This is a genomic window from Acrocarpospora phusangensis (assembly GCF_016862995.1).
Taxonomy (GTDB): domain Bacteria; phylum Actinomycetota; class Actinomycetes; order Streptosporangiales; family Streptosporangiaceae; genus Acrocarpospora; species Acrocarpospora phusangensis.
In genome coordinates, this window is record NZ_BOOA01000015.1 from 84,183 (window position 1) to 108,702 (window position 24,520).

24 protein-coding genes are annotated in these 24,520 nt (G+C 70.3%); 11 read left to right on the forward strand and 13 right to left on the reverse strand.

Annotated features, from left to right (window positions below; genetic code table 11):
• The first annotated feature begins 13 nt into the window (after window positions 1–13).
• Together Aph01nite_RS11740 and Aph01nite_RS11745 are read left to right on the forward strand one after the other, a co-directional pair.
• The gene (locus Aph01nite_RS11740) at window positions 14–730 is read left to right on the forward strand and encodes a response regulator transcription factor (protein ID WP_373872288.1); all 717 of its coding nucleotides are present in this window, start codon (window positions 14–16) and stop codon (window positions 728–730) included.
• Window positions 727–2,088: a sensor histidine kinase gene (locus Aph01nite_RS11745; RefSeq protein ID WP_239161602.1), complete on the forward strand. Its 1,362-nt coding sequence runs from the start codon at window positions 727–729 to the stop codon at window positions 2,086–2,088. Before Aph01nite_RS11740 ends, Aph01nite_RS11745 begins: the two co-directional genes overlap by 4 nt.
• On the opposite strand, the gene Aph01nite_RS11750 is transcribed toward Aph01nite_RS11745, so the two are convergent.
• Together Aph01nite_RS11750 and Aph01nite_RS11755 are read right to left on the reverse strand one after the other, a co-directional pair.
• Window positions 2,057–3,268 (reverse strand): hypothetical protein, encoded by a 1,212-nt coding sequence (locus Aph01nite_RS11750; RefSeq protein WP_204040846.1) that lies wholly within the window; start codon window positions 3,266–3,268, stop codon window positions 2,057–2,059. The genes Aph01nite_RS11745 and Aph01nite_RS11750 overlap by 32 nt on opposite strands.
• 25 nt (window positions 3,269–3,293) lie before the next feature.
• Entirely contained in the window at window positions 3,294–5,924 is a 2,631-nt protein-coding gene (locus tag Aph01nite_RS11755) for an acetate--CoA ligase family protein (protein ID WP_204040847.1), read from the reverse strand.
• Window positions 5,925–6,018: 94 nt separating this feature from the next.
• Between Aph01nite_RS11755 and Aph01nite_RS11760 the strand changes: the two genes are divergently transcribed.
• Window positions 6,019–6,654, forward strand: a complete 636-nt coding sequence (locus Aph01nite_RS11760; RefSeq protein ID WP_204040848.1) for a TetR/AcrR family transcriptional regulator — start codon at window positions 6,019–6,021, stop codon at window positions 6,652–6,654.
• 932 nt (window positions 6,655–7,586) lie between these two features.
• Here the strand turns inward: Aph01nite_RS11760 and Aph01nite_RS11765 are convergent.
• A complete protein-coding gene (locus Aph01nite_RS11765; protein ID WP_239161603.1) occupies window positions 7,587–8,273 on the reverse strand; it encodes a GNAT family N-acetyltransferase in 687 nt (228 codons plus the stop codon).
• Between the two features lie 208 nt (window positions 8,274–8,481).
• On the opposite strand from Aph01nite_RS11765, the gene Aph01nite_RS11770 reads away from it, so the two are divergent.
• The 4 genes from Aph01nite_RS11770 to Aph01nite_RS11785 all read left to right on the forward strand — a co-directional run bounded on the left by Aph01nite_RS11770 (window position 8,482) and on the right by Aph01nite_RS11785 (window position 11,210).
• Complete coding sequence (locus Aph01nite_RS11770) at window positions 8,482–8,691, forward strand: hypothetical protein (RefSeq protein ID WP_204040850.1); 210 nt, start codon at window positions 8,482–8,484, stop codon at window positions 8,689–8,691.
• 1 nt (window position 8,692) lies between these two features.
• The gene (locus tag Aph01nite_RS11775) at window positions 8,693–9,430 is read left to right on the forward strand and encodes a DUF427 domain-containing protein (protein WP_204040851.1); all 738 of its coding nucleotides are present in this window, start codon (window positions 8,693–8,695) and stop codon (window positions 9,428–9,430) included.
• 98 nt (window positions 9,431–9,528) lie between these two features.
• Window positions 9,529–10,692 (forward strand): acyl-CoA dehydrogenase family protein, encoded by a 1,164-nt coding sequence (locus Aph01nite_RS11780; protein WP_204040852.1) that lies wholly within the window; start codon window positions 9,529–9,531, stop codon window positions 10,690–10,692.
• A 65-nt stretch (window positions 10,693–10,757) separates the two neighbouring features.
• Window positions 10,758–11,210: an RNA polymerase sigma factor gene (locus Aph01nite_RS11785; RefSeq protein ID WP_239161604.1), complete on the forward strand. Its 453-nt coding sequence runs from the start codon at window positions 10,758–10,760 to the stop codon at window positions 11,208–11,210.
• Between the two features lie 8 nt (window positions 11,211–11,218).
• On the opposite strand, the gene Aph01nite_RS11790 is transcribed toward Aph01nite_RS11785, so the two are convergent.
• On the reverse strand, window positions 11,219–11,899 hold the full coding sequence (locus Aph01nite_RS11790; RefSeq protein WP_204040854.1) for a hypothetical protein: 681 nt from the start codon (window positions 11,897–11,899) through the stop codon (window positions 11,219–11,221).
• Between Aph01nite_RS11790 and Aph01nite_RS11795 the strand changes: the two genes are divergently transcribed.
• Window positions 11,874–12,533 carry a hypothetical protein gene (locus tag Aph01nite_RS11795; protein WP_204040855.1) on the forward strand — a complete coding sequence of 220 codons (660 nt, stop codon included), beginning with the start codon at window positions 11,874–11,876 and terminating at the stop codon, window positions 12,531–12,533. The genes Aph01nite_RS11790 and Aph01nite_RS11795 overlap by 26 nt on opposite strands.
• Here Aph01nite_RS11795 and Aph01nite_RS11800 read toward each other — a convergent pair.
• Genes Aph01nite_RS11800 through Aph01nite_RS11815 form a run of 4 tightly spaced genes read right to left on the reverse strand, consistent with a single transcriptional unit; the run spans window position 12,487 to window position 16,188 of the window.
• Complete coding sequence (locus tag Aph01nite_RS11800; RefSeq protein WP_204040856.1) at window positions 12,487–13,239, reverse strand: hypothetical protein; 753 nt, start codon at window positions 13,237–13,239, stop codon at window positions 12,487–12,489. The two genes, Aph01nite_RS11795 and Aph01nite_RS11800, sit on opposite strands and share 47 nt — an antisense overlap.
• 38 nt (window positions 13,240–13,277) lie before the next feature.
• Window positions 13,278–14,105 carry an ABC transporter permease gene (locus Aph01nite_RS11805; protein WP_204040857.1) on the reverse strand — a complete coding sequence of 276 codons (828 nt, stop codon included), beginning with the start codon at window positions 14,103–14,105 and terminating at the stop codon, window positions 13,278–13,280.
• Window positions 14,102–14,995 (reverse strand): ABC transporter permease, encoded by an 894-nt coding sequence (locus Aph01nite_RS11810; RefSeq protein ID WP_204040858.1) that lies wholly within the window; start codon window positions 14,993–14,995, stop codon window positions 14,102–14,104. The genes Aph01nite_RS11805 and Aph01nite_RS11810 overlap by 4 nt, the downstream gene beginning before the upstream one ends.
• A complete protein-coding gene (locus Aph01nite_RS11815; RefSeq protein WP_204040859.1) occupies window positions 14,992–16,188 on the reverse strand; it encodes a polyamine ABC transporter substrate-binding protein in 1,197 nt (398 codons plus the stop codon). Before Aph01nite_RS11815 ends, Aph01nite_RS11810 begins: the two co-directional genes overlap by 4 nt.
• A gap of 142 nt (window positions 16,189–16,330) precedes the next feature.
• On the opposite strand from Aph01nite_RS11815, the gene Aph01nite_RS11820 reads away from it, so the two are divergent.
• The 3 genes from Aph01nite_RS11820 to Aph01nite_RS11830 are packed head-to-tail and all read left to right on the forward strand — an operon-like array spanning window position 16,331 to window position 20,515.
• On the forward strand, window positions 16,331–17,992 hold the full coding sequence (locus tag Aph01nite_RS11820) for a phytoene desaturase family protein (RefSeq protein ID WP_204040860.1): 1,662 nt from the start codon (window positions 16,331–16,333) through the stop codon (window positions 17,990–17,992).
• Window positions 17,989–19,113: an aromatic ring-hydroxylating oxygenase subunit alpha gene (locus tag Aph01nite_RS11825; RefSeq protein ID WP_204040861.1), complete on the forward strand. Its 1,125-nt coding sequence runs from the start codon at window positions 17,989–17,991 to the stop codon at window positions 19,111–19,113. Before Aph01nite_RS11820 ends, Aph01nite_RS11825 begins: the two co-directional genes overlap by 4 nt.
• 1 nt (window position 19,114) lies before the next feature.
• Window positions 19,115–20,515 carry an aspartate aminotransferase family protein gene (locus Aph01nite_RS11830; RefSeq protein WP_204040862.1) on the forward strand — a complete coding sequence of 467 codons (1,401 nt, stop codon included), beginning with the start codon at window positions 19,115–19,117 and terminating at the stop codon, window positions 20,513–20,515.
• Here Aph01nite_RS11830 and Aph01nite_RS11835 read toward each other — a convergent pair.
• The 5 genes from Aph01nite_RS11835 to Aph01nite_RS11855 form a co-directional block, all read right to left on the reverse strand.
• Window positions 20,488–20,745 carry a hypothetical protein gene (locus tag Aph01nite_RS11835; RefSeq protein WP_204040863.1) on the reverse strand — a complete coding sequence of 86 codons (258 nt, stop codon included), beginning with the start codon at window positions 20,743–20,745 and terminating at the stop codon, window positions 20,488–20,490. The genes Aph01nite_RS11830 and Aph01nite_RS11835 overlap by 28 nt on opposite strands.
• 71 nt (window positions 20,746–20,816) lie before the next feature.
• The gene (locus Aph01nite_RS11840) at window positions 20,817–21,668 is read right to left on the reverse strand and encodes a helix-turn-helix domain-containing protein (RefSeq protein WP_204040864.1); all 852 of its coding nucleotides are present in this window, start codon (window positions 21,666–21,668) and stop codon (window positions 20,817–20,819) included.
• A 92-nt stretch (window positions 21,669–21,760) separates the two neighbouring features.
• A complete protein-coding gene (locus Aph01nite_RS11845) occupies window positions 21,761–21,967 on the reverse strand; it encodes a hypothetical protein (RefSeq protein ID WP_204040865.1) in 207 nt (68 codons plus the stop codon).
• Window positions 21,968–22,057: 90 nt separating this feature from the next.
• A complete protein-coding gene (locus Aph01nite_RS11850) occupies window positions 22,058–23,758 on the reverse strand; it encodes an acyclic terpene utilization AtuA family protein (RefSeq protein ID WP_204040866.1) in 1,701 nt (566 codons plus the stop codon).
• Window positions 23,755–24,519 (reverse strand): enoyl-CoA hydratase family protein, encoded by a 765-nt coding sequence (locus tag Aph01nite_RS11855; protein WP_204040867.1) that lies wholly within the window; start codon window positions 24,517–24,519, stop codon window positions 23,755–23,757. Before Aph01nite_RS11855 ends, Aph01nite_RS11850 begins: the two co-directional genes overlap by 4 nt.
• Window position 24,520 lies beyond the last annotated feature (1 nt).

Genomic DNA, 24,520 nt, shown 5'->3' on the forward strand with positions numbered 1-24,520 from the left:
GTCGCTCGCTACCGTGGACCGCGTGAGTGAGGACACCGAGCACGCGGGGCGGCTGCTGGTCGTGGACGACGAGCCCGCGCTGCGGGAGGCGCTGCGGAGCAGCCTGGAGTTCGAGGGCTACCAGGTCGTCACCGTGCCCGACGGGCAGATCGCGCTGGGCGAGCTGGCGCGTGAGCCGTACGACGCGGTGCTGCTGGACGTGATGATGCCGCGCCTGGACGGGCTCACCGCCTGCCGGCGGCTGCGGAGCAGCGGCAACCACGTGCCCGTGCTCATGCTCACCGCCAGGGACGCCGTCGGGGACCGGGTCTCCGGCCTGGACGCGGGCGCCGACGACTACCTGGTCAAACCGTTCGAACTGGACGAGCTGTTCGCCCGGGTGCGGGCGCTGCTGCGCCGCAGCGCGCTGTCGTCCGGCGCGGGCGGTTCCGTGCTGGCCTACGACGGCCTGCGCATGGACACCGTCACCCGCGAGGTCACCAGGGACGGCCGCCGCCTCGACCTGACCAGGACCGAGTACCTGCTGCTCGAACTCTTCCTGGCCCACCCGCGCCAGGTCCTCACCCGGGAGCAGATCCTCAGCCAGGTCTGGGGCTTCGACTTCGAGCCGTCCTCCAACTCCCTCGACGTCTACGTGATGTACCTGCGCCGCAAGACCGAGGCGGGCGAGCGGCCCCGGCTGATCCACACCGTGCGCGGCGTGGGGTACACGCTGCGGGCCGCCCCGTGAGCCTGCGCGGACGGCTGACCCTGCTCATCGCGGTCGCGGTCGCGGTGGCCATCGCCGTCTGCGCCGGGGCCAGCTGGCTGGTCGTGCACGACCTGCTGCGCCGCCAGATCGTCGAGTCGATCGAACGCCCGGTCGCGCCCGACCAGGTCGAATGGGCGCTGGAGGCGTGCGGGCACAGCCTCGGCGGCGCGCCGAAATGGGATCCCTCCGGCCGGGGCTGGCAGGTCATCCGCGCCGACGGCCGGGTCTGCTCCGGCGGGTACGCGCAGGTCAGGCCCACCCCGGCGGAGCGTGCCCTGGCCCGGGGCGGCCCGCCGATCACCCGGAGCGCCGTCACCGACGACGGCACGCCCGTGCTCGTCTACACCGTGCAGTGCCGCTCGCACCCGGGCGTCGCCGTCAGCACGTTCCGGTCGGTGGAGGACATGGACGCCGGGCTGCGGGTGCTGGGCGTGGTGCTCATCATCGTCTCCGCCGTCGGGGTGCTCGGGGCCGCGCTCGCCGGGCTCTGGCTGGCCCGTACGGCGCTGCGTCCCGTGGGACGGTTGACGGGTGCGGTGGAGCACATCGCCCGTACGGACGACCTGGCGGTGCGCATCCCCGTCGAGGGGACCGACGAGATCGCCCGGTTGAGCACGGCGTTCAACACGATGACGACCGCGTTGTCCAGTTCGCGGGACCGGCAGCGGCGGCTCATCGCGGACGCGGGGCACGAGTTGCGGACTCCGCTGACCAGTTTGCGTACCAACATCGATCTGCTGCTGCGGAGTGAGAACACGGGCAGGCCGCTCGATCCCGAGGCCAAACGGCGGTTGCTGCTGAGCGTGAAGGAGCAGTTCGAGGAGATGTCCAGCCTGATCGGCGATCTGCTCGAACTGTCCAGGAACGCGGAGACCGGGGAGCTGTCCACCGATGTGGAGTTCCACGAGGTGGTCGCGGCGGCCGTGGCGCGGGCCCGACGGCGTGGGCCGGGGCTCCGGTTCGACGTGGACCTGTCGCCGTGGCGGGTGCACGGGGACGCGCGGGGGCTCGCGCGGGCGGCGGTGAACGTGCTCGACAACGCGGTGAAGTTCAGCCCCGCCGGGGGGACGGTGACCGTACGGCTGCGCGGTGGCGAGCTGACCGTGCTGGACGAAGGCCCCGGCATCCCCTCCGACGAGCTGCCGCACGTGTTCGACCGGTTCTGGCGTTCGCCGTCGGCGCGCAGCCTGCCCGGGTCCGGGCTCGGGCTGGCCATCGTCGCGCAGGCGGTCAGGGACGCGGGTGGCGAGGTCACGCTCAGCTCGCCGCCGGGCGGCGGGGCGCTGGCCACGATTCTGCTGCCGGCTAGACGGCCGGCTGGGCGTGGCGGAGGCTGACCAGGCCCGGGACCGCGACGCGGGCCAGTTCCTCGCCGGTGTTCGCGTCGAGGTGCACGGCTCCTTCCGGCACGCCCAGCCAGAGGGTGCCCGGTGAGCCCGTCGTGAGGCCGCGCGCGTCGGCCGGGACCGAGCCGATACGGGTCGCTCTGAGCGTGTCCGGGTCGATGGAGTAGAGGTTGCCGCCGGAGGTCAGGTGGAGGGTGTCGAGAGTCGCGGTGGCGAAAGCCGGGCCGGTGGATTTGGGGATGGACTGGGTGGTGATCGTGGTCAGGTCGGGGGTTTCGGCGCGGAGGGCCTGGCCGCTGGTGGTGTCGAAGACGTACAGGGCGGAGGGGGTGACGGCGAGGGTGTGGGCGTCGGCGGGGCCGTTGCCGAACGGTTCGGGGAGGTCCAGGCAGTAGGCCCAGAGCTCGGTCAGGCTGAGCACGTGCACGAAGGCGTGCACGCCCGTGGAGCGGCCCGCCACGAGGTCGCGGGTGTGCAGGTGGTCGGGCTGGTGGGTGTACAGCGTGTAGAGGCGGTCGCCGAGCGGGGACGGGACGCCCAGGCGGCCGTCGCCGCGCATGACCTCCTCCGCGCCTTCGGGGACGATCTGCTTGGTTCTGGTCAGGATGGGGCTGACCTTGCCGTCGGCCAGGTTGAGCATGCGGACGCGGTAGCCGTCGGGCTTGGTGGGCGGGAGGTAGTCCACGACGAACAGGTAGCTGTCGTCCTGGGAGAAGGCGTCCGGTTCGTAGTTTCCTTCCAGCGTGTACGTCTTCGCGGGTGAGGAGCCGGTGGGGTCGGCGATCACGAAGCGGGTTTCCGTACGGCCGGGGGAGTGGTACGGGTCGGTGGGGGCCGGGTCGGCGAGGAGGATGCGGCGGCCGGAGTTGGAGACGGTTCGGGCGGTTTGGGCGGTGGGGGTTGGGGTTCTGGTTTTCTCCTTGCCGGTGGTGCCGTCGAGGGTTATGAGGGAGGTGCCGTCGAGGGTGTAGAGGTTTGTCCATTTCGGGCCGGCGATTGTGGCGTTGGTGAGTGTGCGGCCGGTGCCGGTGTCGATGACGGATATGCCGGTCTTGGTGTCGGCGTAGAGGAGTTGGCCGGGGGTGGTGGGTTTGCGGGGTGCTGCTGGGGATCCGCAGGCGCCTATCAGGGCGACTCCGCCGCAGACCGTCAGGAAATCGCGTCGTCTCATGTCCTGCTTACACCGGGAGGGGTGGTTAGGTTCTCCGGCGGATGAGGGCGTCGGCGATGGTGACCCCGGTGGGGTGGACGAAGACGGGGTTCAGCTCGATCAGGTCCAGGTTCTCTGTTAGGGCCAGGGTGCCGAGTTGGGAGGCTAGGGCGGCTAGGGCGGGGACGTCGGATGGGGGTGTGCCTCGGGTGCCGGTGAGCAGGGGGGCTGCTTTGAGGCGGTGAATTTCTTGTTCGAGTCTTTGAGGGTCGGCGGGGAGGGGGATCAGGACGGCGTCGTCGAAGATTTCCACCCAGAGGCCGCCCAAGGCGACGACCACGACGGGCACGAGTCCGTCGCGCCTTACCGCGATCATGACTTCGACTCCGGGGTCGGCCATCTCCTCGACCAGTACGGAGCCCAGCTCCGTCAGCCTTCTGTAAACGTCTCGGACGTTGTCGCGTGTTACGCCAAGCTCAAGGGCTGAAATATCCGACTTGTGTTGGATAAATGGTGAACTGGCTTTCATAGCCACTGGCCGGTTCAACTCGGTGGCGATGCCGACCGCGTCATCCGCGCTGACTGCCACCCGTCCTCGTGGAACCGGCAACCCCCACGCCCTGAGCAGCCCTTTCGCCTCGTGCTCGGCCATCCACCCTGACGGCGACACCACTTCCGCTCCGGACCCGCGCATCCGCTGCATCTGTTCCGTTCCGGAAGCACGCGTCCGCTGCATCTGTTTCGTTTCGGATCCGCATGTCGGCTGCATCTGTTCCAGGATTCCGGACTGCGGCGTCCGCTGCATCTGCTCCGTTCCGGACCTGCGTGTCCGCTGTGTCTCTTCCGTTACAGATCTACGCGTCTGCTGCATCTGTTCCGTTCCGGACCTGCGTGTCCGCTGTGTGTCAGGACGTTCCTTCGCGTTGGGACCGGGAGTCGTCTGCATGCGGAGTTCGTCGGGTGTCCGGCGTTGCGGCCGGGTGGCGGCGGCGATGGCTCGGAGTCTGGCCGGGTCTGGCGGTGGGGTGGTCAAGGCGCCTGCGCACAGGATGCCCTCAGTCAGGCCGGCCACCGGGACGATCCCGTGGGCTGCCAGACGTTCCGCGGTTTCCTCAGGCATCAGTTCAGGCAGCGTTGAGGCGACGATGATCGGCTGAGTCAGCCGCGAGGCGGCGAGAATCACACCATCCAGCGCGCCATCCCAACTCTCCGCCGCATCCTCAGTCATCTGGGCCGGGCGATCGTAGTAGACCAGAACGGGGCCGATGGCATCATCCCGTGCGCCGACCGTGATGAGATCGGCCGTCCGTTCGGTCTCCCCGAAGATCACCGCCGTGTAATCCAGCGGATTCCCCGCCGTAGCCGTCGCCGGCAACACCCCCCGAAGCGCCTCCACAGTCTCCACCCCCAACCCCGGCAACCACACCCCCAAACGCTCCGCCTCATCCGCCGCCGTAGCCGCATCCCCACCCGAACAAGTCACCACAAGCACCCCGCGAGCACTCCCAGTGCCTCTCCCACCCACCCACCCTTTTCCACGCTCGCGCGCAGCCACCCCCGCCCTCTCGCCTCCGGCGATCGATGTCCCGCCCTCTTCCGCGATCGGCGTTCCGTCGTCTTTGGTGATCGAGGTGCGGCTGCCTCCGGTTACCGGTGTACCGCCGCTTTTGGCTATCGATGACCCGCTGCTTCCCTCCATCGGTGTTCCGCCGTCTTCGGCGGTTGTCGGATCGGCATTTCTCATGACGGACATTGGGCCGTTGGGAGTCCGTGTGTCAGTTGTTGTGGTTGTGAGGGGGCGGCGGGGGGTTGCCAGGGTTTTGGCTAGTTCTAGGAGTTCGTGGGGGTTTTGGGCCCAGGTGCCGCCGGCTTCTTGGATCAGGGCGCGGAGGAGGCGGGAGTCGCCGGTGATGGAGCCGGTGTGGGCGGCGGCGGCGGAGGCGCCCAGGGGGCTGGTGCCGGCTTTGAGGACGGCGGTGCGGATGCCGTGGTCGGCGCAGTGGGCGAGGGCGGTGGCGAGGCGGTGGCCGTCGCCTTCGTCTTCGAGGTAGAGGGCGATGGAGCGGACGCCGTCGAGGTCGGCCAGGGCGGAGAGGTAGTCGGAGGCGTCGAGGACGGCCTGGTTGCCGCAGGAGATGACGGTGTGGAGGCCGAGGGCGCGGGTGCTGAGCAGGGCGTTGACGGCGACGTTGCCGCTTTGGGAGATGAGGGCGACCGGGCCTGGGCGGCGGGCGGTGTAGGCGTCACCCCAGAGGGGGGCGCGGTTGACCACGGAGACGATGCCGTTGCCGTTCGGGCCGCAGATCGGGAGATCGTGGAGGTGAGCCTGGCGGGTGAGTTCGTCCTGGAGGTCGCGGCCTCCGGCGATCTCGGCGAATCCGGCGGCCAGGACGACGGCTCCGCCGCAGCCGTACGCTCCGGCTTCGGCCACGAGGGCGGGTACGCCGGCGGCCGGGGTGGCGATGACCAGGGCGTCGGGGGCGAGGGGAAGGTCGGAGATTCGGGGGACGCACGGGACCCCGTGGACCTGGGTGGCCGTGGGGTGGACGCCGAAGACGGGGCCGGGGAATCGGGCGCTGAGCAAGTTGGCCACGGCCTGGTTGCCGTACGAGCCGGGACGGGTGGAGGCGCCGACCACGGCGACGGACCTGGGCGCGAGCAGCCGTGCGGGTTTCACCCTATCTAGACTGGTTGGTTGACCAGTCAACCGTCAAGGGTAGGGTTGTATCCACAGCCCTTATGGCGGCGATCGCTGCGGTAGTCTTGGCGGCGTGCGCAGTGCGGAGGGCGCCCGGAGTAGCCGGGCCGATCAGGCTGATCAGCGCCGGGCCGAACTGCTGGACGCCGCCCGGCGCGTCGTGCTGGAGCGAGGGCTGGCGAGCACCCGTGTCGCCGACATCGCGAAGGCCACCAATGTCAGCGGTGGCTTGATCCATTACCATTTCGCCACCAAGGACGATCTCATCACCGCGATGCTCCGCGCCACCTCGGAAACCGAGGTCAAACGGCTGCGTGAGATCATCGCCGGGCCTGGTACGGCCGTCCAGCGCCTCGACCGGGTGCTGCGCTACTACATTCCCAGCTCCCGCTCCGACCAGAGCTGGATCCTCTGGCTGGACGCCTGGGCGCTCGGTGTGCGCGAGCCCCACGTCCGCGAGATCCTGCTCGAACTCGAAGGCGGCTGGATCGAGATCCTCGCCGAGGTCATCTCCGAGGGCGTAGCCAAGGGCGAGTTCTTCTGCGACGACCCGGTAGGCGCCGCGGAACGCCTCGACGGCATGCTCGACGGCCTCGTCGTCCGCTACACCCTGCACTCCGGCGCCATGTCCCGCAAACGCCTCCTCGAACACGCCCGAATCGCCGCCACCCACGAGGTAGGCATCCCCCGCTCCGCCTTCCCCGCCTAACCCACCCCCGAACGACCCACGTCGTTCTTCCGTACCTGATCCACCCTCCGGGCGGCCCGTGTTGTTCATCCGCGCCTGAGTAACCCTTCGGCTGCAGCATCATTCCCGACCTGAACCGCCCGAACGACCCACGTCGTTCTTCCGTGCCTGGGTAACTCTTCGGGCGCGGGCGTCGTTCCCGACCTGAGCCGCCCCCGGAGGGCGTGTGTCGTTCTTCCGCGCCCGAGTAGCTCTCCGGACGGCGAGCGTCGTTCCCGACCTGAGCCGTCCCCGAACGACCCACGTCGTTCTTCCGCGCCTGAGTCGCTCTTCGGGGCCTCCGTGTCGTCTTTCCCGCTTGAGCCCCCCTCAGATAGCCCATGTCGCTTTCCCGTCCGAGTCGCTATCTGGGCGACCGGAGTCGTTTCCCCGCCTGAGTTGATCCCTGGGCAATCGGCGTTGTCTTGCCCGCCTGAGCTACCCTCAGCGGCCCGCGTCGTCGCCACGTGCTCGAACGCAGACCAGGATTCCGATGGCCGTCCTCATTTCACGACGCCACGCCTGCTATCAGCGGAAACGACCGACGCCGCCCACCCTCACCAGTTGGACCAGGCGTAAGCAATCCAGGGCCTCGGAGGCGCGGCCTTTGGGAGTGTGGTCATCCGACCCGGGCCTTGCTACGGGACCCCCTCGCGCCTGCATGGGACGGAATTTCGTGCGGCTCAGGCCATGGAGACGGAACCGCGCCACGCCTGCATGGGACGCATGAGTCGCAGCTGGGCCCTGACCAGCCGATCTCATTTTTGGGGACAGAACCGACTTGTGCTGGCGTGGGCGGCTCGCAGGTGAGGCTGGCAAACCGACCTGAACCCGAAACGAATGCACAGTCACATCTGCGTGGGACGCGAACTGGTGGCTGGGTTCTGGTCGGCTGGCCTGGGCTGGGAGGTGGGTCAGGTTTGGGTTAGGTGGGGGACGCGGAGGGCGTTGAAGGTGGTGTGGCGGCGGAGGGTGAAGCCGAGGGATTCGTAGAGGGGGATGGCGGGGTTGTGGGCGGCGGCGTGGAGGAAGGGGGTTTCGCCGCGGGAGCGGATTCCGGCGGCGACGGCGAGGATCAGGCGGGTGGCGAGGCCTTGGCCGCGGTGGGCGGGGTCGGTGCAGACGGCGCTGATCTCGGTCCAGCCGGGTGGGTGGAGGCGTTCTCCCGCCATCGCGACAAGTGCGCCGTTCCGGCGGATGCCGAGGTAGTCGCCCATTTCGATGGTGCGCGGCAGGAAGGGTCCTGGCTGGGTATGGGCGGTGAGGTCGAGCATGTCGGGGACGTCGGCGGCCGTCAGGCGTACGGCTTCCGCGTCGGGTTCGCCCCACACAGCCTCACCGGAGAGCTGTACGCCGGGGACAACCTGCACGATTTCCCATGCGGGCGGCGGCTGCGAGCGTCCGAGCGGTGCCGCGACGATGGTGCCGGGCCCTGCCAGGGCGGCGATGGCGTCCCAGTCGTCCGCCGTCGGGTCGCCGGCCATGGCCAGGAAGGGTGACATGTCGACCGGGTAACGGGCGACTCCGCCGCGCCGCTCCGCGAAGGAGGCGTGCGGGCCGCTGAGCGACTCCCACACCGGGTTGTCCAAAATATGACTCATCGGTCCCGCTTCCAAACCCATAATTCCTACCTAAATAATATAGATATGTCAACCTCGGTAATGCCGCAACGCCTCCTCGGTTCGCCCCGACGCGTGTTCATGGGCGTCACGGGCTCGGACAGCCCTGCACGCCGCCGACGGCATCGGGACCATCACCCAGAGCACGCCCACTCAGCCCACCCAGAGCACGCAGACTACCCAGCCGGTGGTGACAGCCAAGCGCGGCCGCGCCCGCAAGTCGGACTCACCCTCACCGCCGACCAAGGTCGACTCGGTCACCATGGACGACGGCACCGGCTACGAGCCCTCGTTACTGTGGGACAAGGCGAAGAACCAAGGACTACCTCAGGTCTTCGGCCGCCCGATCAGGTGGCGGCGCGAAGGCCGGACGTACGTGGCGGAACTCGCGGAGGTCTGAGATGTCATACGACGGAACGTTCAACTGGGAGCCCAGCCGGCGCTGGGTGCGCGGCGTCAAGGGCGGCACCACGGTCGTCGACAGCAAGGCCCCGCTGCTGGTGTGGGGCCCCACCCACCCGGTCCCGCACTACGCGTTCCCGATCGAGGACGTACGCGCCGACCTGTTCACACCCGCCGAAAGCCGGCCCGGCCACTTCGACCTGACCGTCGACGGGGAGACGATCGCCGACGCTGCGTTCGCGCATCCGGAGCTGCCCGGGCACCTGACGATCGCGTGGTTCCGCCACGCGACGCCGGTCCTGGACCACTGGTACGAGGAAGAGGAGGAGATCTTCGTGCATCCTCGCGACCCCTACAAGCGGGTGGACCCGATTCCCAGCTCCCGGCACGTACGGGTCGAGATCGGCGGCCGGGTGGTCGCCGACACGCGCGCCCCGGTGCTGCTCTACGAGACCGGGCTGCCGACGCGCTACTACGTGCCGCCCAATGACGTGGACTTCTCGCTGCTGGAGCCGACCGACAGCAGTACGCGGTGCCCGTACAAGGGGGAGGCGTCGTACTGGTCGCTGCGGGAGCCCGTCGAGGGCGTGCCCGCCGACGTGGCGTGGGCGTACCACGCCCCAATTCCGGCCGCCGCCCCGATCAAGGGTTACGTGGCGTTCTATAACGAGTTCGTCGACATCATCGTGGACGGGGTCAAGGAAGAGCGCCCCGAGACGGTGTTCAGCAGGCGATAGGAGGCGTCGTCGCGGGTGACGGGCAGGCATGTCACCCTCTTGACAGCCCCACTCCTTGGCGATTTGACTGGGTGACCAATCAGTTAAGGAGTTGCGGTATGTCGCTGGTTCGGCTGACGGCGGAGCAGGTCGAGTTGGGGGAGCGGGCCAGGGCGTTCGTGGACGAGGTGCTGATTCCGCGGGAGGAGGCGGCCGAGCGGGCCGGGGGACGGCTGCCCCAGCAGGACATTCAGGAGATCATGAAGGCCGCCGTGGCCGCCCGGCTCAACGGGGGCCGGCACGCGCGCGAGTACGGCGGCCAGGGCTGGTCCTCGGTCGACTACGTGGTGGTGCACGAGCAGCTCGGCCGCAACACCAACGGCCTGTGGTGGTGGGTCCCGGACGCGTACAACGTGATGGCGGCGGGGACGCCCGAGCAGATCGACCGGTATCTGCGCCCGGCCGTCCGGGGGGAGGCGTGGCTGTCCTACGCGGTCACCGAGGAGCACGCGGGCTCCGATCCGTCCGGTATCGCCACGACCGCGGTCCGGGACGGCGGCGAGTGGGTGCTGAACGGCGAGAAGTGGTTCGTGACGAGCGGCGACGTGGCGGCGGCCCACATCGTGGTGGCGGTGGTGGAGGGCCACGGGCCGACGCTGTTCATCGTGGACGCGGACGCCGAGGGCGTGGAGTTCGTGGACGAGCCGCTGTTCACGCACACCTTCCCGCACGGGCACCCGACCGTCCGGCTGACCGACGTACGGGTGCCGGCGGACGCGGTGCTGGGCGGGCTCGGGCAGGCCGACGCGCTCCAGCAGAACTGGTTCGTAGAGGAGCGCCTGGGCATCGCCGTGCACTGCGTCGCGGCCATGGGGCGGCTCTTGGAGGAGGCGGTCGCCTGGGCTGGCGGGCGGGAGCAGGGCGGAGCCCGGCTGATCGAGCACCAGGGAGTCGCGTTCCCGCTGGCGGACTCGGCCGCCGACGCCGCCGCGGCCCGGCTGCTCGTGTACGAGGTGGCCGCGCTGGCCGACTCCGGGGCGGACCGGAAGATCGTGCACGCGAAGGCGTCCCTGGCCAAGCTCTTCGCCAGCGAGGCCGCCTACCGCTGCGCCGACCGCGCGGTGCAGACCTTCGGCGGCCGGGGATACATCCGGACCAACGTGGCCGAACGCTTCCTGCGGGAACTGCGGGTGGACCGGATCTGGGAGGGCACCAGCGAGATCCAGCGCCTCATCATCAGCCGCTCCCTGGAACGCCGGGGCGTCCGCCAGGTGATCGTCTGACCTGAAACACACGCACTTTTCCGGACATGTGTAGGAATGAAGTGTCACCTCCGGAAGGGTGCGATGTGGGCCTCAGACAGCGGTTCGAGGAGATCTACCTCGCGCACTATCCGGATCTGCTGGCGTACGTGCGCCGCCGTACCGAATCGCCGGATGACGCGTCCGATGCGATCGCGGAGACCTTCACCACCGCGTGGCGGCGCATCGACGAGGTCCCGCCGGGACCGCAGGCCCGCCTCTGGCTGTACGGCGTCGCCCGCCGCGTCCTGGCCAACCAGCGCCGGGGCGAGTCCCGCCGCTCGGCCCTGGCCGTACGGCTCCGCGAGGAGCTGGAGGTCTGGGACGAGGGCGCGCTCCGGTCCCTCCGGACGGCCTGGCGCCGATGGACGCGCCGGCTCCTACTCATGGTCCGCTCCAGTTCTACGTCGGACCCTCCCAGACCGACGCCGTCGACGCGTGCCCGGCCGCCAAGGACTGATCTCCCATGCTCACCGAGGTCCGCCGCACGCTCCCGATAAAAGTCCGGTCATCCCATCATCGGCTGTTCGTTGCGATCCTGCTGGCCGCCGCCGCCCTCCGGGTGGTCACCATGCTCGGCTTCCCGCCCGCCCAGCTGTACTGGTACGACTCCTTCACCTACCTGGACACCGCCCACGACCTGCGCCCGTCCGCCACCTTCCACCCGGTCGGCTACCCGCTGTTCCTCCGCCTGCTCGCGCCCTTCTCCAGCGTCACGGCGGTGGCGGCGGTCCAGCACGCGCTCGGCCTGGCCACCGGCCTGGTCGTCTACCTGTCCCTGCGCCGACACCGGCTGCCCGCCTGGGGCGCTTCCCTGGCGGCCGTCCCCGTGCTGTTCGACGCGTCGTTCCTGCGCCTCGAACACGCCGTGCTCTCCGACACCCTGTTCATCTTCCTGATCGTCGCCGCCCTCGCCCTGGCCGATCGCGTCCCCCTCGCGGCCGGGCTGTTGCTCGCCCTGGCCTGCCTGACCCGCACGGTGGCGGTCCCGCTCATCCTCCCCGTCCTGCTCTTCCTCCTGGTACGCCGCCGCCCCCCGCGCCTGCCTCGCCTTCACCCTGGCCGCGACCATCCCCCTCGCCCTGTACGCGACCTGGTACCACGCCCACCACGGCCGTTTCGCCCTGAGCGGCGCCGACGGGGTCGCCCTCTGGGCCAGGACGATGACCTTCGCCGACTGCCGCGTCATCCAGCCCCCGCCGGACCAGGCCCGCCTCTGCCCGACCGAGGCCGTCCAGGACGCCGCGTCCGAGTACGTCTGGGACCCGGACGCCGCCATCAACCGCCTCCCCGGCGGGCGTTTCGCCCACAACGCCCTCGCCCGGGACTTCGCCCTGCGCGCCATCGCCGCGCAGCCTCTCGACTACCTCCGCGACGTGCTCCGGGACACCGCGCTCACCTTCGCCTGGACGCCCGTCCCGCATCCCGCCCGGGTCACCCCCGCCTTCGGGTTCGCCCAGGGCGTCAGGACCCTGCCCGACCAGCCGCTCGTCCGCGAAGCCGCCGGGCGCTACTCCGACATCCGGGGGATCGGCAGCGTGGAGCCCTTCGCCGGGTTCCTGGTCGCTTACCAGTACCCCGCCTACCTGCGCGGCCCGGTGATCGCGGTGATCCTGCTCGCGGGGGCGTACGCGGCGGTGCGGCGGCCGAGGGTCGCGGCGCTGCCGTTCTCGGCGGCGATGATCCTGCTGGTCGCGCCGGTCGCGGTGCTGGACTTCGACCACCGTTACGTGCTGCCGGTGATCCCCGTGGCCTGCTGGGCCGCCGCGGCGGCGTTCACATCGAGGGACGCCCGGCCAGGAAGTCCTGGAGGGCGCGCATGAGCCGGGCCGCCGGTTCGCGGAGGTGGCGTTCGCGGCGGTGTGCCCTGGCCAGCTTGCGGGGTTTGCGGAGGTAGCGCCAGCGCGCCCACGGGGAGCCGGGGCGGGCCAGGCGGACCGCGCCGATCAGGGCCAGCGGGGTCAGGTAGATGCCGAGCAGGCCGGTCCAGACCTTGCCCTTGAGCAGGGTGAGCGCGGCGAACAGCACGTTCACGGCGACGAGCAGCACGACCTCGCCGTGGGAGAGCAGGTCGCCGTTCTGCTCCTCGGTGAAGGCGTCGCTGATCTCGAACGGGCTGACGCCGAGCAGGGCCAGGCCGCAGAGCGCGGCGGCGACGAAGACGGCGTCCACCGACAGGCGGCCCTCCTCCGCCCAGTAGACGTCCTCCAGGCGCAGGACCAGGGCGAACTCGTCCAGGACCAGGGCGGTGCCCACGCCGAAGACCATCGCGAGCGCGGCGGCCGTCCAGGAGCGGCTGTCGGTGACGGCCAGGCCGCTGATGCCGCCCAGGCACATCAGGACCAGGCCGAAGACGACGTGGTGGATGTGGGTGCCGCCGGGCGTGATGTTGCCGGGCCACCAGGACACCTGGGCCCTGATCATGCGCACGCTGAACCGGATGAACAGGAACGCGAGGATGAACGCCACGAAGAAGCAGAACAGCCGGAGCTTGCCCGCCTCGACGATCTCCCGCGTGAACCAGCTCACCTGGCACCCCCATACGTCCGGGGGGTGATCTCAGAATTCTAGAACGAGGCCATCTCCTCCAGTGCCTTGGTGCCCGTACGGCGGCGCAGCACCAGCCAGGCCAGGATCAGGGCCAGGGCGGAGCCGGCCACCAGGAGCGTGGCGAGGGCGTTGAGCGCGGGGGTGGGGGCGTTCCTGACCGCCGTGTACAGCTTGATCGGCACGGTGGCCGAGGACGCGTCGGGCGACAGGAAGGCGGAGATCACGAAGTCGTCCATCGAGGAGGCGAAGACGATCATCGCTCCCGCGAAGACGGCCGGGGCCAGCAGCGGCAGCAGGATCAGCCGGAGCGCCTGCAGCCTGCTGCACCCCAGGTCGCGCGCGGCGTCCTCGTAGTCCTGCCCGATCGACGCCAGCCGCGACCGTACGATCACCACCACGTACGACACCGAGAACGTCACGTGCCCGAGCACCTGCGCCGGCAGCCCCAGCGGCACGAACAGGTACAGGTTCGTGAACACCAGGTACAGCGCGCTGCCCATGACGATCTCGGGCGTGGCCAGCGGCAGCAGCATCAGCCCGTTGGCGACCCGGCTGGTCCTGCCCTTCCAGCGGGCCAGGCCGAGCGCCATCGCCACCCCGAGCGGGGTCGCGACCAGCGTGGTCAGCACGGCCAGGATGAGGCTGTTGACCAGCGCGAGCCGCAGCGACGGATCCTCGGCCACCGACCCCGACCCGCCGAAGTACCACTGCGTGGAGAACCCCTGCCAGGCGCTGCGCGACTTGCCGTCGTTGAAGGAGAACTGGATCGCCACCAGCACCGGCACCAGCGACCAGATCACGTACGCCCAGGTCAGGGTGGCCAGAAAGATCGGACGCCGTCTCACGCGGCCACCTCCTCGGCCCGGCGGGAGGCCACCAGGTAGTACGCCATCAGCACCATCAGCAGCGCCGACATGAGCAGCACCAGCGACGCGCCCAGCTCCTTGCGGTTGCCGCCCAGCAGGTAGAACTCGATCTGGTTGGCCACCATCGTGGTGGTGGGGGAGCCCGACACCAGCGTGTTCGTGTAGTAGTCCCCGAACATGGGCAGCGCCGTGACCGCACCCGCCGTCATCAGCCCGGACCGGGACAGCGGCAGCGTGACGTGCCAGAAGGCCGTCCGCCCCGAGCAGCCCAGGTCGCGGGCGGCCTCCAGCAGCCGCTCGTCGATCCGGTCCAGCGAGGAGAACAACGGCACGATGAAGAACGGGATGTACCCGTAGACGAGGGCCAGCACCACCGTCACCGGGTTGCCCGACAGCCACCGCACCGGCTCGTCCACCAGGCGGGTGAGCAGCAGCAGGTCGTTGACGTACCCGTCGTCCTGCAGCAGGTTGAGCCAGGCCAGCATGCGGGTGATGTAGTTGACCCACCACGGCGTCAGGATCAGCGCCAGCAGCAGCCCCCGCCGCCTGCCGGCGTGCCTGGCCAGGTAGTACGCCACCGGGTAGCCCACCAGCATGCAGACCGCCAGCGCCAGCAGCACGTAGAGCAGGGTGCGCAGGAACACCGGCCGCAGGTCGCCGGAGACCGACCGCCGCACGATCTCGTTGAACGCGGTGAAGTCCCAGTAGCGCGGGTCCCACTCGGGCACGGGCGAGTTGAACACCGGGTCGGTGTACCCGAAGGCCACGGCGGCGACCGCGTAGAACGGCACCGCGAACAGCGCCACGATCCACAGCGTGCCGGGGGCGGCCAGCGCCGCCCACAGCCCGGTGCGGCCCCGACGCGTCACTGACCAGCCTTGAACGTGGCCCACGCGTCGTTCCAGAGCGCCTCGGCGGCCGGGCTGATCTGGAAGATCTGCTGGCTGCGCGCGTACACGTCCGGGGTGACGATGGCGGTCTTGAGCTGCTCGGTGACGAACTCGTCGGTGACCATCTTCTCCGGCGTGATCGCGGTCAGCGCCGGCTGGTAGCCGGTGTAGGAGAAGTTCTCCTGGGCCACCGCGTTGTCCAGCAGGTGGTTGATGAGCATGTGCGCCAGCACGGGCTTGGTCGCCGTGCGCGGGACGGCCACCGAGTCGGTGCCCACCACGCCCGTGGTGTCGCTCGGGTACCAGTAGCCGAGCACGTCGGCGTCCACGCCCTTCGGCAGGTACGACTGCGCGTTGATCATGTCGCCGGACCAGCAGTGGTGCACGGTGGCCTGCCCCTCGGGCACGTACTGGTACGCGGTGATCCCGAGCTTGATGCTCATCAGGCCGACCAGCTCGGTCAGCCAGGCCCCCGCCTGCGCGATCTTGGCCGGGTCCTCGGTGTTGATCTCGAGGGACCCGTTCTTCAGCATCGCCAGCGACAGCGCCTCACGCGGGTCGTCGATCAGGTACGCCTTGCCCTTGTACGCCGGATTCCACAGCAGGTCGTACCCGGTGGCGTCCTTGACCTTGTCGGCCCGGTAGCCGATCCCGGTCGTGTACGCGTTGTACGGCGCGGAGTACCGCGCGCCCTCGTCGTAGAACGGGTTCTGCAGCTGCGGCCAGGCGTTGCCCAGGTTGGGGAGGTACGTCTTGTTGAGCGGCTGGAGCAGCTTGCCCACCGCCGCCTTGGCGATCACGTCGGGGGTGGGGAACCACACGTCGAAGGCGGCCCCCGCGGTGCGGAGTTTGGCGATCGCCTCCTCCTGCGTGGTGAAGGTGGTGATCTCCACCTCGACCCCGTGCTCTTTGCCGAATTTTTTCACGACATCGGGGGAGATGTACTCCGCGTAGTTGAGCAGCTTCAGCGTGCCGCCCTTTTCGGGCGACAGGCCGTTGGCGATCATCGGGATGTCGTCGTGGAGGGGTAACGCGGCCGGCGAGTCCGTACGGCTGAGCGGAACCGCGGAGGCGGCGGAGGGTCTTCTCGGCCGTTCGGAGGCGCAGGCGGCTGACACGCTCGCCAGGGCGCTGACCAGCAGGAACTTGCGTCTATCTATCGAGGGGGGCATGGCGGTCTCTCTTCTGGAACCCAAATCACCTCTTGCCAGACTGACTGGTTGCCCAGTTAGTCTGTCGCTGAGGACCAAAGGCCACAAGGCTTGCGGACACAAGTTTTCCGGGTCGTAACGCCGCGCAGAAGGGGTTCTCGCAGTGGACCTGAAGCAGACCGACCTGAAGCAGACCGACCTGAAGGCCGACGTGAAGTCCGACCTGAAGCAGAACTACGACGCCATCGTCATCGGCGGCGGGCACAACGGGCTCGTCACGGCCGCGTACCTCGCGCGGGCGGGCCTCAAGCCGCTCGTCCTGGAGGCCCGCTCCGTCACCGGGGGAGCGGCCACGACCGAAACGCCCTGGGGTCCCGACTTCAAGGTGACCGCGCTCTCGTACGTGATGAGCCTCATGCCCCCCACGATCCTCAACGACCTCCGCCTGACCCAGCACGGCTACCGGGTCATCCCGATGGGCCCCAGTTTCGTGCCCTTCCCCGACGGCCGCTCCCTGCTCACCGAGACCGGCGACCCCGCCCACGAGCACGCCCAGCTCGCCGCCTTCAGCAAGAAGGACGCCGAGAACATGCCGAAGTACGAGGCGTGGCTGCGTGGCATCGGCGACGTGCTCTCCCCGCTGCTGATGAAGACCCCGCCCAACGTCGGCTCCACCCGCCCCGGCGACCTGCTGGCCCAGCTCCGGCTGGCCTGGGGCATGCGCGGCCTGTCCACCCGGGGCACCGCCGACGCCGTACGCCTGTTCACCATGTCGGTCTCCGACCTGCTCGACGAGTGGTTCGAGTCGCCCGAGGTGAAGGGCATGATGGCGATCAACGGGGTGATCGGCACCTGGGCCGGTCCGGCCGAGCCCGGCACCGCGTACGTGATGATGCACCACACCATCGGCGACGTCGGCGACGGCAAGATGGGCAGCTGGGGTTACCCGGTCGGCGGCATGGGGGCGGTCAGCGCCGCCATCCGCGCCTCGGCGGAGGCGTTCGGGGCGACCGTGCTCACCGACGCCCCGGTCGAGCGCATCCTGGTGTCGGGCGGCCGGGTCACCGGCGTCGCGCTCCGCGACGGCCGCGAGTTCCGGGCCGGTACGGTGGTCGCCGCCACCCACCCGAGGATCACCTTCCTGGAGCAGCTCGACCGCGCGGACCTCCCGGACGACTTCGTCGCCGACATCGAGCGCTGGCGCTCCCGCAGCGGCGTCGTCAAGATCAACGTGGCCCTCTCCGAGCTGCCCACCTTCACCGCCAGCCCCGGCCTGACCGAGGAGCAGCTCAGCGGCTCCGTCGAGCTCTGCCACTCCATCGAGTACGTCGAGCGGGCCTTCCAGGACGCCCGCGCGGGACGCCCGGCCGCCGCCCCCTTCGCCGACAGCGTGATCCCCTCCACCCTGGACCGCACGCTCTGCCCCGAGGGCACCCACATCATGTCGATGTTCACCCAGTGGGTCCCGCACACCTGGGCGGACGAGCCGCACACCGAGGAGCTGGACGCCTACGCCGACCGCGTGATCGAGGGCTACGACCAGCTGGCCCCGGGCTTCAAGGCCTCCGTCCTGCACCGCCAGGTGATCGGCCCGCACCAGATGGCCGAGGAGTACGGCCTGGTCGGCGGCAACATCTTCCACGGCGAGCTCTCCCCGGACCAGCTCTTCCACCTGCGGCCCGCCCCGGGCTTCGCCGACTACACCACGCCCGTGAAGGGCCTCTACCAGTGCTCGTCCGCCACCCACGGGGGCGGCGGGGTGACCGGGATCGCCGGATATCTGTGCGGCAGGCGTGTTCTCAAGGACAGGAAGTGGTGGCGATGACGCAGGCTCCGCTCGATCTCGACGCCGTCCGGGCCTGCCTGGAGCCGCCGGGCATGATGCTGCCGCGGGAGGCGTACACCAGCGACGAGGTGCTGGACTGGGAGCGCCGGGTGGTCTTCGGCGGCGGCTGGGTGTGCGCGGGCCGGGCCACCACGCTGGCGCCGCGGTCCCGGATGGCGGTGGCCGTCGGCGACGACTCGGTGCTGCTGGTCCGGGACGGCGACGGCACGCTGCGCGGCTTCTACAACGTCTGCCGCCACCGCGGCCACGAGCTGCTGCCGTGCGGCTCCAGCGCGACCGGCCGGTTCATCGCCTGCCCGTACCACAACTGGGTGTACGACCTGCGCGGCGACCTGCACAAGATCCCCCGGGCCGAGCCGCCCAAGCTGGGTCTTGTGCCGGTCCCGGTGGTCGAGTGGCACGGGTTCGTCTTCGTGAACGCCTCCGGCGACGCGCCCCCGATCGGCGACTACCTGGCCGGCCTGGAGGAGATCGTCGCCCCGTACGGCATGGCCGCCCTGGAGGTCGCCGCCTCCCACGAGTACGAGCTGAACGCCAACTGGAAGCTCGCCGTGGAGAACTACCACGAGTGCTACCACTGCCCGGCCATCCACCCCGAGCTGTGCCGGGTCTCCCCGCCCGACAGCGGCGACAACTACCGGCCGGAGGGCCTGTGGGCCGGCGGGCGGATGGACCTGGTGGACGGCGCGCAGACCATGTCCATGGACGGCTCCTCCGCGGCGGGACCGCTGCCCGGCATCACCGGCGAGCGGCTGCGCGTCGTCGAGTACGTGCAGCTCTTCCCCAACCTGCTGCTCAGCATGCACCCCGACTACGTCATGACGCACGTGCTGGAACCCGTCAGCGCCGGCCGTACCAGGGTCACCTGCCAGTGGCTGTTCCCGCCGGGGACCACGGACGTCGCGTACGCCGTGGACTTCTGGGACGTCACCAACCGGCAGGACTGGTCGGCCTGCGAGGGCGTGCAGCGCGGTGTCAGCTCGCGCGGCTACCGGCCGGGCCCGTTCGCCGAGGACGAGGACGTCACCTACCAGTGGATCGCCACCATGGCGACCGCGTATCTCACGGGCCGAGCCCCGGCCCTTCCCGAGAGGATCTGAAATGTCTGTCGTCAGCGAACCCCTGGTTCGCCCGGACAGCTTGGCAAGGCTGGACAGTCTGATCGAGGACCAGGAAGCGGTCTTCCTGGCCCGCACGGGCGAGTCCCGGCGCATCCGCAGGGACTGCGCCGACGTGCTGCCCGGAGGCGTCGCCTCCAACTGGCAGGACGCCCCGCCCGGCGCGGTGTGGATCTCGCACGGCGCCGGCTCCCGTCTCGTCGACGTGGACGGCACCTCCTACGTGGACCTGCACGGCGGCTTCGGCGTCGGCCTGGTCGGGCACGCCCACCCGGCCATCGTGGACGCGGTCGCCGCCCGGGTGCGCAAGGGCACCCACTTCGCCCAGCCGACCGAGGACGCGGTCGTGGTCGCGCGGGCGCTGGCCCGCCGGTTCGGGCTGCCCATGTGGCGGTTCGGCAACTCGGGCACCGAGGCCACCATGGACGCGGTGCACCTGATGCGGGTGGCCACCGGCCGTACGAAGATCATCAAGGTGGAGGGCAGCTACCACGGCCACCACGACTCGGTGCAGGTCTCGGTCTACCCGTCCGCCGAGGACGCCGGGCCCTCGTACCGGCCGCGCTCGGTACGGCAGGGCATGGCCGTGCCGTCCGACCTGGCCCGGCTGACGGTCGTGGTCCCGTTCGGCGACCTGGAGGCGGTCGAGCGGGTGCTGATCGAGAACCCGGGCGAGATCGCCGGCATGATCGTCGAGCCGATCATGATGAACATCGGGCTCATCCCGCCGCCGGACGGCTACCTCGGCGCCCTCAAGGCGCTGCTCCACCGGTACGGCGCCTACCTGGCCTTCGACGAGGTCAAGACCGGCCTGGCCGTGTCCCCCGGCGGGGCCGGCGAACTGCTCGGCGTGACGCCCGACCTGATCTGCCTGGCCAAGGCGCTCGGCGGCGGCCTGCCCTGCGGCGCCATCGGCGGCACCCGCGAGCTGATGGGCCTGATCGCGGAGGGCGTGTACGAGCAGGTGGGCACCTTCAACGGCAACCCGCTGACCATGGCGGCGGCCAGGGCCACGCTGCTGGACGTGCTGGACGACGCCGCCTACCGGCACTTCGACCGGCTGCGGGCGGTCATGTCGGAGGGAGCGACCGGCATCCTGCGGGCGCACGGCCTGCCCGGCTACGTGCAGTCGTTCGGGGCCAAGGGCGCGGTCATCTTCCACGACCGGCCGCTGCGCGACTACCGGGACTTCCTGGACTACCCCGACCAGTGGGGGCAGGCACACTGGCTCTACCAGCACAACGGCGGGGTGTTCCTGCCGCCGTGGGGCAAGTGCGAGCAGTGGACGGTGTCGGTGCAGCACGGCGACGACGACGTCCGGCGGTTCCTGGTGAATCTGGAGCGGATGGCCCGCGACTACGCGGGCAGCGCGGCCATCAGGTAGGCCAGGCGCGCGGCCGCGTCCTCGACCGAGTCCACCGTGCCGAGCCGGTAGCCCCAGGAGGTGATGAAGGCGCCGCGCTCGGTGCAGGTGACCGTCTCGGTCAGGTTGTCGCTGAACCTGTTGCGGACCTGCACCCGGGGCGGGGACGCGGTCATCACCCGGACCGAGAGATCGATGTGCTCTCTGGTCGCGGCAGCGAACCGCTCAAGGCAGGACATTGTGTCCAGCATTGCACAATCACCTCCCGGTTAAGGGAAAAGGATTGCACGGCTGACTTCTACTGAGCAAGCAATTGTGTGGGCTAATCCAGCGATTGTTTCGCGTACTCGTCGGCGGCCCGTACCAGGATCGACCGTGCCTCCTCCCGGAAGGAGGCGACCTCGACGAACTCGTCGAAGGCGCGGGCGTAGAAGGCGATGTCGTCGGGGTCGCGGAACAGGATGTCCTTGGTCCTGGTGGGCACGCCGACCAGCGCGTCGTTGTAGATCCAGAAGGAGTTGAGCAGGGCCGAGGGCAGCGGGGCGGTGAACGGCACGATGCCGAACTCGACGTTGGGCAGGGTGGTGACGGCCAGCAGCCGGTCGATCTGGCCGCGCATCACGTCCACCGGCGCGAGGCGGTAGTAGAGCACCGACTCGGGGATGATGAAGCGGAACGTGCGCGCGGGGTCGTACAGGATCTCCTGGCGCTGCATGCGGACGCGGATGGCGGCGTCCACGTCGTCGGTGGCGTCGTAGAGGCGGCGGACCTTGGCGAAGATGTGGCGGGCGTACTCGGCGGTCTGGAGCAGGCCGACGACGACCCCCGGCTCGAACGCCCGGAACAGTCGGGTTCGTGACTCAAGGTCGCGAATGTCCTCCTGGAGGGCGGCGAGTCCGCTCTTGTGCCGGCCACGCCAGGAGTCCTGCCGCTCCAGCAGCCCGACCGCCTGCTGGATCAGCCCGTCCACCACGGCCGGTTCCGCCCGTACGGCCTGGGCCCAGACCACCACGTCGTCCTCGGTCGCGGTCTGCCGGGCGTTCTCGATCCTGGACACCTTGGACGGCTGCCAGCCGAGCCGTTCGGCCAGATCCTTGCCCGACAGGTGCGCGGTCTCCCGCAATTGCCGAAGCTGCAAGCCGAGATCGATCCGCGCCTGCTGGAACCCGCTCACCACTAACCTCCGGCCTCAGTGCGCTCAAAGGTAGACGGGTGACCGTCGCCCAGACCATAGGGAACTCCCTAACGGTCCGATCAACTCCTCGCTCAGCCGAGGACCCGCCTGGCGATCTCCACCAAGAGCTCCCTGGGGACCTCCACGGCGGTCTCGCCGTCGAGCACGTGCCGCAGATCGGCCCGCGCCTCGCCGTCCACCAGTTCAAGACCCTGGACGACGATGGTGCCGCGGTCGGTCTCGTAGAGCGAGGGGCACGCTCCCGCCTCGGAGGTGGAGCCAAGAAATCGGAGTCGCATGACGACGCCCTTCCCCGAACAATTGCCGCAATTGCGGGCAATTGTAGGGCGGCTCATGTTTCCCCGGTATGTCCTTCAGGGAACTCCCAGCTACAAACCGGGCGAAGGGACCATTGCGGAGCGAAGGCGTTCACCCAGGGCTTTCGCCTGCGGGTCGAGGCGGGGGCTGGCGGCGACGCCGAGGCCGAGCAGGCCGGACACGACGAAGTTGAGGGCCAGCAGGTTGGGCAGGACGAAGCGCTCCACGGGCAGGTCGCGGACCTCGGGGAGCAGGTCGCGCAGCCGTTCCACGGTCAGGAAGTCCGACAGCCAGGCGTACTCCTCCGGAGTGCGCACCCAGACGCCCAGGTTGGCGTCGCCGCCCTTGTCGCCGGAGCGCGCGCCGGCGATCCGGCCCAGCGGGACGATCTCCTCCGGCAGTTCCGCCGCCGGCAGGGGGAGCCCGGCCGAGGTCCAGGGCCCCACGTGGGTGCCGTACGGCAGCCCGTCCGACACGTGGGGAGGCTCCGGCTGGGGGCGCGGAGGGTCGGCGTCCGGCACGGGGATCTCCCGGCCGTCCAGGCACACCCGTACGCGCACCTGGTCGCGGGAGATCGACGACGGCGTGTAGACGCCGTACGCGGAGGCGTCGCCGGGCGGGGTGAGGCCGTACAGGCCCGGGTAGGAGGCCAGGCCGGTCTCCACGACCGCCGAGGAGAACGCCCGCCCGGCCCGCTTCCTGTCCTGGTCCATGACGGTGATCCGGAGCAGCGCCGTCCCCGCGTCCAGCGGGGTCAGGTCCACGTGGGTCCGCTCGAAGGACTCCTTCGGGACGCGCGCCCAGACCGCCTCCTCGGCCAGCCGGGCCTTCTCGGCCAGGTCCAGGCCGGTGAGCACGAGCGTCATGGTGTTGCGGTAGCCGCCCAGGCGGTTGACCGCGACCTTGAGCGTCTCCGGGGGCGGCTCCCCGGTGACGCCGGAGATCAGGACCCGGTCGGGGGCCTGCTGGGTGAGCTGGATGGTGTCGAAGCGGGCGGTCACGTCGGGGCCCGGGTAGCGCGGGGAGGAGATCTCGTACAGCAGTTGCGCGGTGACCGTGCCGACGCTGACCAGGCCGCCGGTGCCGGGATGCTTGGTGATCACGGCCGAGCCGTCGGCGTGCAGCTCCGCGATCGGGAAGCCGCAGTGGGCCAGGTCGGGCACCTCCTCGAAGAAGGCGTAGTTGCCGCCGGTCGCCTGGCAGCCGCACTCGATCACGTGCCCGGCGACCACCGAACCGGCCAGCGCGTCCAGGTCGCCGGAGCCCCAGCCGTGCCGCCACATGCCGGGGCCGGTGACCAGGGCCGCGTCGGTGACCCGCCCGGTGACCACCACGTCCGCTCCGGCCGCCAGCGCCGCCGCGATCGGCCTGCCCCCCAGGTACGCGTTGGCCGTGACCGTCCCCGGCTCGGCCTGCGCGCGTACGTCGTCGCCGGTCACGTGCGCGATGCGCAGGCCGTGCAGGCCCAGCCGGGTGGCCAGGTCGGCGACGGCCCGCGCGCACCCCGCGGGGTCCAGCCCGCCCGCGTTGGAGACGATCCTGATGCCGCGCTCCTGGCACTGCCCCAGCACCTGCTCCAGCTGCGTCAGGAAGGTCGGCGCGTAGCCGGGACGGCCCTTCAGCTGGTTCCCGGCCAGGATCAGCATGGTCAGCTCGGCCAGCCAGTCGCCGGTGAGGACGTCGATCGGGCCGCCCTCCACCATCTCCCGCGCCGCCGAGAGCCGGTCGCCGTAGAAACCTGAGCAGTTGGCGATCCGCAGCGGCGCACTCACTGGACGGCCCAGGACGGCGGTCGTTTCTGCAGGAACGCGCTCATGCCCTCGCGGGCCTCGGGCGAGGAGAACAGCCGCGCCGACCGGGCCGCCATCTCCGCGCCGCGCTCGGCCAGGGCGCGCCGGACCGGCTCGGTCACCAGGCGCTTGGACTCGGCCAGCCCCTGCGGCGAGCCCGCGCGCAGGCCCGCGAGCACGGTCTCCACCGCCGCGTCCAGCTCCGCGGCCGGTACCGCCCGGGTGAGCAGGCCGATGCGCTCCGCCTCCGCCGCGCCGAACGTCTCGCCGGTGACGAAATAGCGCCCGGCGGCCCGCGGGTCCAGCCGGGGCAGCAGGGTGAGGGAGATCATCGCCGGGCTCAGGCCCAGCCTGGCCTCGGTGAAGGCGTAGTCGCCCCCGTCGTCGGCGAGCACGACGTCGCACGCGCCGAGCAGGCCCAGACCGCCCGCCCGCGCCTTCCCCGTCACCTTCGCCACCACCGGTTTGGGCAGCTCCACGATCAGCGTGAGCAGGTCGATCAGGCGGCGGCTGCCCGCGTCCATGCCCTCGGCGGCGGCCTCGCCCAGGTCGGCGCCCGCGCAGAAGACCGAGCCGGTGTGGGTCAGCAGCACCGCCCGTACGTCCTCGTCGGCGGTGGCGGCCTCCAGCCGGCCGGACAGCTCCTCGATCAGCTGCCGGGACAGGGCGTTGCGGTTGCGCGGCGAGTCGAGCGTGACGGTCGCCACACCCCGGCCGACCGCCAGGTGAACCACACTTTCCATG